The organism is Yersinia hibernica (assembly GCF_004124235.1).
Lineage (GTDB): Bacteria > Pseudomonadota > Gammaproteobacteria > Enterobacterales > Enterobacteriaceae > Yersinia > Yersinia hibernica.
The window spans coordinates 1-12,527 of record NZ_CP032487.1; the positions used below are offsets into that span (position 1 = coordinate 1).

The following is a 12,527-nucleotide window of genomic DNA, read 5'->3' on the forward strand; positions in this document are numbered from 1 at the left end:
GATCTTTTTATTTAAAGATCTCTTTATTAGATCTCTTATTAGGATCATGATCCTCTGTGGATAAGTGATTATTCACATTAAAGATCATGATTTTAAGGAGGATCATTTGCTGTGAATGATCGGTGATCCTATGGCGTATAAGCTGGGATCTAAATGGCTTGTTATGCACAGGTGCTTTTAGTCACTAAGGTTGTTATGTGGATATGTACCGCTTTTACCCTGCTTTTAAGCTGACTTATCCACATTCGTTCGCGTGATCTTTAAGCAAATTAGAGCAAATTAATCCAATTTTTAACCCAAATCTCTGCTGGGTCCTCAGGAATTTCATGTTGGATGACGTCAATTTCTAAAATATCACCCACACGCATAGCTCCTTGAGTGATCAATTGCTGATCCAATTTTCTTACCGCGCCGCAGAAAGTGTCATATTCTGAGCTGCCCAAACCTACGGCACCAAAACGAACCTGAGAGAGATTCGGTTTCTGTTCTTCGATTTGTTCTAATAAAGGTTGAAGATTGTCTGGCAGATCACCGGCACCATGGGTGGAAGTGATGATTAACCACATACCATCTAAAGTCAGCTCGTCTAATTCCGGGCCATGTAATGTTTCTGTGGAGAAACCCGCCTCTTCTAATTTCTCAGCTAAATGTTCAGCAACGTATTCAGCACTGCCAAGCGTACTGCCACTGATCAAGGTAATGTCAGCCATAAAGAACCCAACCGAAGTAATGAACCGCTATTGTACGCTGTGAATCAGCTGGGATCTACCTGTGGATAATGTGGGTATAGTTATTTCGTGGTCAGGGCACGATGGTGCGCATTATGGGGTTTTGCAGGGAAATAAGTGTCTCTGTAGATTGGATCTCATCAATAGTCTGGATCTTGTTGATAAGTACCTGTTGCAGTGCATCTATCGACTTACACATAACCTTAATAAAGATGCTGTAATGGCCTGTGGTGTAATAAGCCTCGACAACTTCTTCTAAACTCTCCAGTTTTTTCAGGGCTGAAGGGTAATCTTTGGCACTTTTCAAAATAATGCCGATAAAACAACACACATCATAACCCAGCTGTTTGGGATTCACGTGGACGCAGGCGGCAGTGATAATCCCTGCCTGGCGCATTTTTTCGACCCGAACATGAATAGTTCCGGGGCTGACACCAAAGTTTTTCGCTAATTCTGCATAAGGTGTGCGGGCATTTTCCATTAATGCGTTCAGGATGCCGCGATCGAGATTATCGATTTGATAAATTTCGCCCATATTAACCCCCTTTTTTTATCGATTATTTAATTATAGCCGCATAAAAATGAATGATTAAAAGTGAAATGGCAATATTGTTTGTTGGATATTGAATTTAACCCTAATTCTGTTGCTTAATCGATGACAAGCCAAACGGCATAACGACTATTTGCATAACACAATAACGAATTGAGAAAACGGCAATGAAAAAACAATTTATTCAAAAACAGCAACGAATCAGCTTCGTAAAATCTTTCTTTTCCCGCCAGTTAGAACAGCAACTTGGGTTAATTGAAGTCCAAGCACCGATCCTGAGCCGTGTCGGTGATGGTACCCAAGATAACCTTTCCGGCTCTGAGAAAGCAGTGCAGGTAAAAGTAAAAACTTTGCCAGATGCGACTTTTGAAGTTGTTCATTCATTAGCTAAATGGAAACGTAAAACCTTAGGGCGCTTTGATTTTGGTGCTGACCAAGGGATTTACACCCATATGAAAGCATTGCGTCCTGATGAAGATCGCCTCACTGCCATTCATTCTGTGTATGTAGATCAGTGGGATTGGGAACGCGTAATGGGTGATGGTGAGCGCAACCTGGCTTACCTTAAATCCACGGTTAACAAGATTTACGCCGCAATTAAAGAAACCGAAGCGGCGATCGGCACTGAGTTTGGTGTGAAGCCTTTCCTGCCAGAGCAAATTCATTTTATCCACAGTGAAAGTTTGCGCGCTAAATTCCCTGATCTGGATGCTAAGGGCCGTGAACGTGCCATTGCTAAAGAGCTGGGGGCGGTGTTCTTGATTGGGATTGGTGGCAAATTGGCTGATGGTCAGTCTCATGATGTCCGTGCGCCGGATTATGATGATTGGACGTCTCCAAGTGCAGACGGTTTTGCAGGGCTGAACGGCGACATTATTGTTTGGAACCCGGTTCTGGAGGACGCTTTTGAAATTTCATCCATGGGGATTCGGGTGGATGCACAAGCCCTGAAACGCCAATTGGCTCTGACTTCTGATGAAGATCGTCTGAAATTGGAATGGCACCAATCACTGCTGAATGGTGAAATGCCACAAACTATTGGTGGTGGTATTGGTCAATCCCGCCTAGTGATGTTATTGCTGCAACAACAGCATATTGGCCAGGTGCAATGTGGTGTGTGGGGGCCAGAAATCAGCGAGAAAGTTGAGGGGCTGCTGTAAAATTTAATCGCGAAAATTACGATATTAATGATGTGCCAAAAGACACTTAAGAGTGTCTTTTGGTTGTTTTATCCCAGTAAATCAGAAGTTGTATTTTACCCCAAGCATAACTGATGCATCGCTGTAGCCTTTGTTGCCCACTTGCTGGCCAACATTACCCCACACATTGACTTGCTTGCTTATCTGGCCTTCAACACCCAGTTTCAACTCAGCAATATTGGCGGCACCGTCTTGTTTGACTGTCATTCCATCCATTGTGGTGCCGAAGTCTTTGGTATTGTGGATCCAGTTTGCTTCAACAAATGGCTGGAATGCGCGATTTTTGTCTGTGGCCAGCTGGCGATACTCCGTCATAAAAGCTTTCACTCCCAGACGGGTCTGGATATTGCCATTCCCTTCACCGGACACATGGGTGCCATTAGCCTCTTTATGATCATCAGCTTTAACCCCCATCCAGGTGGCTTGGGCTTTAGGTTGGATAAAGTAGCTGGCACTCTTCGCGACATTTTCACCCACTTTAAAGGTATAGCCACTTTCTAGCGAAGCCGTCACCCCTGTGGATTTGTACTCTTCAGTATTCAGGAACTGGCCATCAACACTGTTGTTGAACCAGCTGTACTGTGCCCAGCTATCAATATACCAGCCGGATTTATCAGCACCATTGGCATACCAAGTGCCATATAAACCGGTGCTGTAGCCGTCGACAGTGGCACGGGCACTATAACCAGACAGGCGCGATTCAGTTTTGCTCTTACTGCTACCGTAGCCCGCCATGACACCCAAATGGAAGCGGTCCAGGCCATTATTACTCTACTGCGCAATATCGCCACCCAGTTGCAGCACATAGCGGTTAGCTTGGGTGCTTAATTGGTCTTGAGTATCACGCGAGCGGTTATGCCCGCCTTCATTGCGCAGCCACATACTGGTGATTTTCTGTTCACCCGTCAGGGCATCGATATACTGAGTCTCTCCCAAACGATCATGCAAACGAGTAACAAACATATTATTCGCCGCGGCCAGGTTAGCACTGTAAGAGCTGGCTTCAGGGCGTTCAATCATGATTGAACGATCTACTGGCGCTGATGGATCTGTGGGCATTGGTATCACAATTGGTCTTGTATCTGGCTCTTCTTCCGGCCCTGGTTCTGGGATAGGAGCCACCAGTGGAACAGTGCTGGTCAGATACCAATTATTGGCTTGAGTGTCGACACCGCGCGCTAAAAAGTAATCAAAAGCCCCGGCGACAATACGCCCGCTCTGGATAAATTCTCCGGCTGAATTCCCGGCAACATTGATTAACTCAATGCCATTGAGAGTTTGCGCGCCGCTCCCCCCTAGATTATTGACCTGCACATAGGTGGTGCCGGAGCTATTGCCGCCAATATTAAGCTTGTCCGTCACTGAACTGTCATCACCCAGAACCGAGTTCATATTAAGCTGGCCATTATTACCCGTGTAATCACCGGTAATTGTTAATGAATTTCCACCTATCCCACCAAAGTTAACTACCCCAGCATTATCTAAAGATTGCAGTGTTTGATAGTAACCGCCTAAATCCAACATAGTGCCAGCATGAGCAATATAGTCAGAATAAGCACTGAAGAAATTATTTCCCCCCGCTTTTAATGTCCCTTCACTCAGGTTAGTAGAGCTGCTGTAGTTATTTGCACCAGTCATCAGCACTGTCCCGGCACCTGTTTTATTAAAAGCGGTCGTGCCGTCGCCATTCAATTTATTTACACCAAGTGTGACGCCAGCCGCGGTATTGATAGTGCCAGTTAATCCGGAAGCCAAGTTCATGTTGACTCCGCTATTATCAACCACTGCCCAGAGCGTATTATTTTCACCACTGGAGATATCGAACAAACTGTTGGTTGCAAACTGACTGGCATCCAATTTGGCGGTGCCACCTTGCATTTTCAGGCGACCACTAAAAATATCATTTCCGGTCGCTATGGTCACAAAACCATTATTAGCCAGTGTCAGATTAGTTGTATTAGCAATATTGCCAGTTAACATGCCGCCAGTATTACTGCTGGCACTACCGGTAAAGTTTATTTGGGCATTTCCGATTGCATCATGAACATACCCGCCCGACATATCCATTATCTTTGCGTTACCTGATAATGAATCAACCCCAGCACCGGTCATATTGAGAATTAATGCATCACCATATGCAGAGACAACATTTCCCCCCGTCAAATTGGTTATTTTAGCATTATCATAGATATTGTTAATTTGGCCATCAGACATAGTCACAACTTGCGCATCAGCATATATGGAGTCAATAGTCCCCCCTGACATATTCGCGACACTCGAATTACCATACATGCTATCTATGGTACCGGATAACATATTAATAACTTGAGAGTTATTATACATACGGCTAATCCCACTTTCGGACATATTAGTGATTGTGGCGGTGCCATACATATAGTCCACCGAACTATTAAGCATATTAGTGATGGTCGCTTTGCCATACATCGGGCCGACTGTCGCCCCTGACATCTCATCTATATAGGCATTGCCATACATTCTATCAATATCACCCCCAGTCACCGTGATTATTTGGGCATTACCATACATCGGGCCTAATGTTCCGCCTGACATGGTCGTAATTTGCGAGTCACCGGACATAGACCCAACATCTCCCGCTGACAGTGAAGTGATGGTCCCACCCAGCATGTCACCTATTGTGCCGCCCGACATCTGCGTAATTTTTACGCCATCAGTGATGAAACCAAGGCCGCCTCCTGAAAGAGTGGTGATTGAGCCACCATAAACCCGGTCAATATAACCGACTGACATATCAGTAATTTTGGCATCATTCATCATGTAGTCAATTTCACCCCCTGACAGGGTATCGACAGTATGTGAGATACTGAAACCACTAAAATATTGGCCACTGGTTATATTCGTCGTGCTAGCATCAACATCAGCAGCATATATAGGGTGAGCTAACAGCAAGCTAACCGGAGCAATTATTAAGACTAAAGAATGTATTTTCATGTAAATTTATTTCCAGTGTTGATATAGAAAAAATTCATATAGGAATAGCGCTCTATATGAATTTGGTATTAATGTATAGACAGTTAATAAATATTGTTTTTATTTTGTATTTTTAATGTTAATTCAATAGAGTTAATAATTACTTTTCCGCGGTAACAATTTAAATAAGCCTATATAACTATTACTTTACATTATCTTTAGAGGGATCAGCTCTAAGATAAAAATAATCATATAGAGTTAGTCTTGAGGCGAATATGAGATATGGAGTGAGATTACTGCAGGATGATTCCTACATAATAAATGGATAATATTGAAGAGAATTGTGTGAAATATTCGTGTTGAAAATGTTATTATTGGGCCGGTTTTTTTATTTATTATTGATATTGTTGGTTTTAGTAAATACATATTTAGTTGTAAATAAATGACTCACTATTAATATAATATTGTCTGTATAGCTAAACACTATTAATTAATAAATATTCCAACGAGTTAGTCATCTTATAGTTTAAGCTGCTTACTGACTGAGTTATCGCTGGTTTGCCGCTTTCCTGCAACTTGATAACTATTGGTGTATATTCAGTATAACTACCAGCAAGGTTATTTATGTTATGCTTATATTTCATCCAGTTAAACACTATTTACATGCTCGTCCAAGGTTGTTGTTTTCTGTTGCTGCCGGGATTATAACTTATTTAATATTACCTATACATGATACTGTTTTATCGCGACTTATGGTCAGTTGGAATGTTTCTTCCTGGCTCTATTTGTTCTTTTTATGGCTGCAATTATTGCGAACAGATCCCAAAAAAATCAGATTAATAGCACGTGTGCAGGATGAAAGTGCGTCGATGGTACTGACGATTGTCAGTATGGCGTGTCTGGCGAGTATTTGGGTCATTCTGTTCGAGCTAAGCACCGCAAATCAGTTGTCGGGTTCAGCCAAAGCATTTCATTTGATACTGACGGGATTAACACTATTGGTCTCATGGCTCCTATTGCCAACCGCCTTTACCATGCATTATGCCCATCTGTTTTATTTACCTCGTGATGAGTCTGACAAAATTCTCCCATTAATTTTCCCTAAAGAGGTCACTGAGCCTTCTTATTGGGATTTCCTCTATTTTTCATTCACTATTGGTGTGGCTTCGCAAACTGCGGATGTTTCAACCGGCACATCAGATATTCGCCGCGTGGTGCTATTGCAGTCAGTATTATCCTTTATTTTCAATATGACGATATTGGGTTTGTCTATTAACGTCGGAGCGGGGTTACTTAACTAAAGTTATTTATTAGCGTTTCCAGCGGCGAATTAAGCGGCTTTTTAACCCGGTATCAAAGCGCCAGATATGATCGAAAATACGCATGATGCCGGGTTTGCCATAAGCTGACATCGCCACAGCATGGAATCTTTGCTGATGGGCTTGCTGCTGGATTTTAATCTTTCTGATCAACTCCTCAGGTAAGCGCTGGGCAATGAAATCGGAAATGATCACGGCATCTGCATCATACCAATCTCTCTCTTCCATTTTGTTTAAGGTGTTGGCTAAGCAGGCGGCCAAATCTGTCCCCCCACGAAAATGTTGGCTAACAAAACGTATCGCCTGCTCAATACCACTGGCTGATGAGAGTTCGTAGTGAATGATTTCGCTAGCGAAAAGTATGATGTAACAGCGGCGATTATCTGCCAAGGCAATACGAAGTAGCGCCAAACAGAATGCTTTGGCGCATTGTTCATTAAATCCCCCCATGGAACCCGAGGTATCAACACAAACAATAAAGGGGCCACGCGGCTGTTCATCATGGTTTTTAAGGCTAACCGGGCGCTGTAAGGTTTTCTCCTGCCAATTATCACCTTGCAAACGATAGGTCAGTAAACGCCGCTCGAGTAAACGGCGGTAAAACTCAAATTCCAATTCACTCATGCCCAGCATAACTAACTCAGCCGGTAGTAAGCGCAAAATATCATTGCTCTGATGAATACCACTAACTTCTTCTGGCACAGTATCAGGTTGGCGAACCATGACGGTGTAAGGTTCATAGCGGGCATCGGGCGTGGGTTGTGCTTTGGCGCTGCGGCTGCGGCCAAGTTGCTCTGCTAATTGCTGTAATTCCGGCTGTTGCTGCAGGAAATCGCCATATTGCAGCAATAATTGATAATCACCGCGCTGCAAATGGCCCTGACTCATATCCCAAAGCCGCCCTGCGGCACCATCATTGGTGGCCAAAATAGGTTCCAGCGCGCCACTGAGGGCTAATCGCTGCTGTAACTCAGCCAAAAGTTGTTCGCGTTCTTGCTCAAGTAATTGATGATGGATTGTGATGGTTTGTAAGGTCAGACTGACCCGCCAGCGCTGTAAAAATAGGGTTTGAAAGCTATCACCGGCTTGGGGATTATTTTCTAAATCAGCGGCTTGGAGTAACATTTTTGCTTGGGCAGCAAAGGGTGAGTGGCTGTGTTGTAACTGCGCCACAATCTCGGGGATATGGGCATAAAACTGCGGGCTGGTCTCCAACAGACTCTGTTGATATAAGGCAAACTCATGTGCCAACCCGGCGGGGGCTTTCGCCTCACGAATACGCTGTTGCAAATTTTGCTTCCAGCCGGGGATATCTTTCATTAATGCCCGTTTAATGCGCGGGAATTTTTCAAAGAATACCGCCAGCTGCGGTGATACCAGTAATCCTACTACCATCTCTTCAATAAGTTCACTTTCACTTATTGACAGCAGTAAATCCAGGGTTGCCAGGCTGAGCATTGATTAATGACCGCGCAGTTTTTGTTGTAGCTGTTTCACTTGTTCCGCCACCTGCAACAAACTGGCTTCTATTTTCGCTAACCAAGAGGAGGGGGTGAATAAGCAAGGCTGATGCTGATTGAATAAACGGCGTTTCTCGACCAGGCTATTTTCCAATTCTGCCAATGCCACCAGCAGCTCGGGCGGCACACTGGCTATGGAAATGCCGGGTTGTGACAGTATGGATGGCTGGCGGCTCATATCCAGCACGGTGATATGCAGTTGCTCGTCAATTTCGGCATCAATAGATTGGGCATTACCGACCCCATTTAATTTGGCGCGTAAAACTCCCCCCTTATTCAACCATTGAGATAGGGCTTCTTTTTCTATTTGCAGATGATTGACCTGAATATCATGCAAATTAAGCGGTTTTTGCAGCAACAGTGTCAGGGTGCTGTCAGTAAGATGGTCTGGTAGGGAATATTGTGGTTTACGGCTGAACATTCCGCTTTGTTTCATCACGGTCAGTGCTTGGTGGTCACTTTGTTGTTGTTGGTGCTGTAACCATTGGCCATTGATATGTTGGAGCTTCATTAACAGACTTTGCTGCTGATATCCTTGCTCAGTTAGCAGCTGTTCAAGCTGTTGTTGCAGCAACTTTAGCGAACTTAGGTCATGCCATAAGCAATCTTTTAACAAGATTAAGTCGATAGGGGCTATTTCATCGCGCCCACTAAAAAAGGCACTGGCTTGCAGTAAGCGCAAGGCTTTTTTCCAACGCCTATCAGAGACATACGGCGCGTGTTCTTGCGCGCTGAGCTGCTGGCGTAACTGAAAAATAAGCTCAAAACAGCTCTCCGGCAGTGCTATTTTGTCTATCAAGGGCTGCCACTGATAAAACTCTTCATCGCTGATGCTGAGATTTTCAGCCACCGGATTATGATTTTCACTTTGTCGGCTGAGGAGTAAAGAGCGGAAATTCTGTTTTTCTTGTACGCGATCCAGCCATAACCGGATTAGCATTCGGTCATAAAGTGCTTCCAAGCTGCTGTCTGCATCGGGCAATTCATTAGAGGCGGTCACCAACAAGCGCATTGGGATACTGTCTTCCCGATCACCATTACGAAAACGTCTTTCATTAATGGCGGTGAGTAAGGTATTTAAAATAGCCGGGCCGGCTTTCCAGATTTCATCCAGAAAAACGATTTCAGCTTCTGGTAAGTAACCACTGGTCATACGCTGATAGCGCCCTTCTTCTTTTAAGGCCTGAATTGACAGTGGGCCAAAGACTTCTTCCGGCGTAGAAAAACGGGTCATTAGATATTCAAAAGCCCGCGCATTACGGAAAGCAAATTTTAATCGGCGGGCAATCAGGCTTTTAGCAATCCCCGGCGGGCCGAGTAAAAAGACACTCTCCCCACTGAGTGCGGCCAACAAACACAAACGGATAGCTTCCTGTCTTTCATACAGACCATTTTCAAGGGCGGTGCTCAAGCGGGAGATTCTTTCAGCTAATTGTGATGATTGCGCCATAATTGCTCTATATGTTCCGTTAGTTGATGAATTTTTACCTGCTCGGGGGAATAAATCCTCTTTTTCTTAGTGGTGTGGCCTGTTTTTCTCAATAGGATAGACTGTTGATTAGTAATATTTTTATATCATTGGCTATTTGTAGTCGATCTATTTTCACTCTTTGGGTTGCTTGATTTAAGAGTAGGCAATCTATTGAAATGGTGCATACTGTGCGCCTTTTGGTGGCGTGTATAAGAATATCGAACCGGTGATTGCGGTTCTTTAACACACATATCAGCTTATGGATGTTCTAGCAAAAAGAATTCAATTATGAGCACAGAACATAAAAAACAATCTTTATCGGCGGTAACCCTGGCAGCAATCGGGGTAGTTTACGGTGATATTGGTACCAGCCCACTCTATACCTTGAGAGAGTGTTTTTCTGGTCATTATGGTTTTGATGTCCGCCCTGATGTGGTATTCGGCTTTTTATCACTGATTTTCTGGATGTTAATTCTGATTGTCTCAGTTAAATATCTGACCTATGTCATGCGCGCGGATAACGCCGGTGAAGGGGGGATTTTAACATTAATGTCTTTGGCGGGGCGTAATACCTCTTCCAGAGCAACTTCTATTTTGGTTATCCTCGGATTAATTGGTGGCAGCTTCTTTTATGGCGAGGTGGTCATTACACCGGCAATATCGGTTATGTCGGCCATTGAGGGGCTGGAAATTGCTGCTCCTGCCCTTGATCCTTATATTGTCCCCTGCTCTATTGCGGTATTAACCCTGCTGTTTGTTATTCAAAAACACGGTACCGGCAGTGTGGGTAAATTGTTTGCCCCAGTGATGTTGGTTTGGTTCCTGACCCTAGCGCTGCTCGGTTTGCGCAGTATTATCGCCAATCCAGAAGTGCTGGCTGCACTGAATCCTAAATGGGCAATAAGCTTTTTCTCGGAATATAAGTCTGTTTCGTTCTTTGCCCTTGGCGCGGTGGTTTTAGCTATTACTGGGGTAGAAGCCTTATATGCGGATATGGGGCACTTTGGTAAATTTCCTATTCGGTTGGCGTGGTTCACGGTGGTTTTGCCGTCATTGGTGCTGAATTATTTTGGCCAGGGCGCGTTATTACTGAAAAATCCCGAAGCCATTAAAAACCCTTTCTTCCTATTAGCCCCTGACTGGGCACTGATTCCACTTTTAATTCTGGCAACACTGGCAACTGTTATTGCCTCACAAGCTGTCATTTCTGGCGTATTTTCGCTAACTCGTCAGGCAGTTCGTTTAGGTTATTTGCCGCCGATGCGCATTATTCATACTTCAGAAATGGAATCGGGCCAGATATATATCCCAGTGATTAACTGGACACTGTATTTGGCGGTGGTATTGGTGATTGTTGGCTTTGAGCGCTCCAGTAATTTGGCCGCAGCTTACGGTATTGCCGTGACGGGTACGATGGTCATCACCAGTATTTTGTTCTGCACAGTGGCACTGAAAAATTGGCACTGGAATCGCTTTTTTGTCTATTTATTGCTGGTGACATTGCTGATTATTGATGTACCGATGTTCTCCGCCAATGCACTGAAATTGTTCTCCGGCGGTTGGTTGCCACTGTCATTGGGCCTGGTGATGTTTATCATCATGACCACGTGGAAAAGTGAGCGTTTCAGCTTGCTGCGCAGTATGCATGAACACGGTAATTCACTGGAGGCTATGATTGCCTCACTGGAAAAATCACCGCCGGTGCGCGTTTCCGGCACTGCGGTGTATATGTCGAGGGCAATGAATGTCATTCCGTTTGCATTACTGCATAATCTTAAACATAACAAAGTATTACATGAGCGGGTTGTGCTGTTGACACTGCGAACTGAAGATGCGCCGTATGTTCATAATGTTAATCGGGTGACTATTGAGCAACTTTCGCCGACATTCTGGCGGGTGGTCGCCAGTTATGGTTGGCGTGAAACGCCGAATGTGGAGGAGATTTTCCATCGCTGTGGGTTGGAGGGCTTGCCCTGCCAGATGATGGAGACTTCATTCTTTATGTCCCACGAGTCACTGATGCTAACCAAACGGCCGTGGTATCTGTTCTTGCGCGGTAAGCTGTTCATTGCGCTCAGCCGTAATGCGCTGCGCGCAGCTGATCAGTTTGAGATCCCGCCTAACCGAGTTATTGAGCTCGGGACGCAAGTCGAGATTTAACCAGGAAGGCCGTTATGATTGACGGCCTTTTTTACATTGATTATCTCCCTGTCAGAGAGTCTCCATAGCTCTAATGCTTTAGTATCCTGATTTTTTCTTTGTTCAGCGAAACGTTTCGATGGCGATCACAATTTCATCAAATTGGGGTTGCCTTCTGCCGTCATTTTTCTAAACTCAGTATCAGCGAAACGTTTCGCTGTTGGAGTAAAAAATGAAAAAAGGCGCATTACTGAATTCTGATATTTCCGCTGTTATCTCTCGACTGGGTCATACCGATCAGCTGGTGATAGGTGATGCGGGGCTGCCGATACCGGCAACCACCACACGTATTGATTTGGCATTGACACAAGGTGTCCCTGGGTTCCTCCAGGTTTTTGAGGTGGTAGTGCAAGAAATGCAGGTTGAGAGTGCTTACTTGGCGCAGGAAATTATTCAAAATAACCCGCAACTCCATGAAACGTTACTCGCCCAACTGACACAACTTGAGCAACACCAGGGAAACCAAATTGCTTTGCACTATATCAGCCATGAAGCTTTTAAAGAGCAAACCAAACAAAGCCGGGCAGTGATTCGTAGCGGGGAATGTTCCCCCTTTGCTAACATCATTCTCTGCTCTGGCGTAACTTTCTGA

Annotated in this window: 8 protein-coding genes and 1 pseudogene; 4 read left to right on the forward strand and 5 right to left on the reverse strand. The window is 44.5% G+C overall.

Going from position 1 to position 12,527, the window contains the following annotated elements:
• Positions 1-269: 269 nt before the first annotated feature.
• Positions 270-710 carry an FMN-binding protein MioC gene (mioC, locus tag D5F51_RS00005; protein WP_129195276.1) on the reverse strand — a complete coding sequence of 147 codons (441 nt, stop codon included), beginning with the start codon at positions 708-710 and terminating at the stop codon, positions 270-272.
• Between the two features lie 91 nt (positions 711-801).
• Positions 802-1,263 (reverse strand): transcriptional regulator AsnC, encoded by a 462-nt coding sequence (gene asnC, locus D5F51_RS00010; protein WP_004393055.1) that lies wholly within the window; start codon positions 1,261-1,263, stop codon positions 802-804.
• Between the two features lie 182 nt (positions 1,264-1,445).
• Between asnC and asnA the strand changes: the two genes are divergently transcribed.
• Positions 1,446-2,438, forward strand: coding sequence for an aspartate--ammonia ligase (gene asnA / locus D5F51_RS00015; RefSeq protein ID WP_129195277.1), 993 nt, complete (start codon positions 1,446-1,448; stop codon positions 2,436-2,438).
• A gap of 81 nt (positions 2,439-2,519) precedes the next feature.
• On the opposite strand, the pseudogene D5F51_RS22895 reads toward asnA, so the two are convergent.
• A pseudogene (locus D5F51_RS22895) lies at positions 2,520-4,457 on the reverse strand (autotransporter outer membrane beta-barrel domain-containing protein).
• 1,598 nt (positions 4,458-6,055) lie between these two features.
• On the opposite strand from D5F51_RS22895, the gene D5F51_RS00025 reads away from it, so the two are divergent.
• Positions 6,056-6,727: a DUF1345 domain-containing protein gene (locus D5F51_RS00025; protein WP_129195278.1), complete on the forward strand. Its 672-nt coding sequence runs from the start codon at positions 6,056-6,058 to the stop codon at positions 6,725-6,727.
• A 9-nt stretch (positions 6,728-6,736) separates the two neighbouring features.
• Here D5F51_RS00025 and viaA read toward each other — a convergent pair whose 3' ends face one another.
• The gene (viaA, locus tag D5F51_RS00030; protein WP_129195279.1) at positions 6,737-8,203 is read right to left on the reverse strand and encodes an ATPase RavA stimulator ViaA; all 1,467 of its coding nucleotides are present in this window, start codon (positions 8,201-8,203) and stop codon (positions 6,737-6,739) included.
• A gap of 3 nt (positions 8,204-8,206) precedes the next feature.
• Entirely contained in the window at positions 8,207-9,715 is a 1,509-nt protein-coding gene (ravA, locus tag D5F51_RS00035) for an ATPase RavA (RefSeq protein ID WP_129195280.1), read from the reverse strand.
• A gap of 309 nt (positions 9,716-10,024) precedes the next feature.
• On the opposite strand from ravA, the gene kup reads away from it, so the two are divergent.
• The gene (kup, locus tag D5F51_RS00040) at positions 10,025-11,896 is read left to right on the forward strand and encodes a low affinity potassium transporter Kup (RefSeq protein ID WP_129195281.1); all 1,872 of its coding nucleotides are present in this window, start codon (positions 10,025-10,027) and stop codon (positions 11,894-11,896) included.
• 211 nt (positions 11,897-12,107) lie between these two features.
• Positions 12,108-12,527 (forward strand): D-ribose pyranase, encoded by a 420-nt coding sequence (gene rbsD, locus D5F51_RS00045; protein WP_025380071.1) that lies wholly within the window; start codon positions 12,108-12,110, stop codon positions 12,525-12,527.

What these genes read in the sequence shown, in the direction of transcription:
- D5F51_RS00025 (WP_129195278.1), top strand. Translation starts at nt 6,056, where the DNA reads ATGCTTATATTTCATCCAGTTAAACACTATTTACATGCTCGTCCAAGG.
- asnC (WP_004393055.1), bottom strand. Translation starts at nt 1,263, where the DNA reads ATGGGCGAAATTTATCAAATCGATAATCTCGATCGCGGCATCCTGAAC.
- asnA (WP_129195277.1), top strand. Translation starts at nt 1,446, where the DNA reads ATGAAAAAACAATTTATTCAAAAACAGCAACGAATCAGCTTCGTAAAA.
- mioC (WP_129195276.1), bottom strand. Translation starts at nt 710, where the DNA reads ATGGCTGACATTACCTTGATCAGTGGCAGTACGCTTGGCAGTGCTGAA.
- ravA (WP_129195280.1), bottom strand. Translation starts at nt 9,715, where the DNA reads ATGGCGCAATCATCACAATTAGCTGAAAGAATCTCCCGCTTGAGCACC.
- kup (WP_129195281.1), top strand. Translation starts at nt 10,025, where the DNA reads ATGAGCACAGAACATAAAAAACAATCTTTATCGGCGGTAACCCTGGCA.
- rbsD (WP_025380071.1), top strand. Translation starts at nt 12,108, where the DNA reads ATGAAAAAAGGCGCATTACTGAATTCTGATATTTCCGCTGTTATCTCT.
- viaA (WP_129195279.1), bottom strand. Translation starts at nt 8,203, where the DNA reads ATGCTCAGCCTGGCAACCCTGGATTTACTGCTGTCAATAAGTGAAAGT.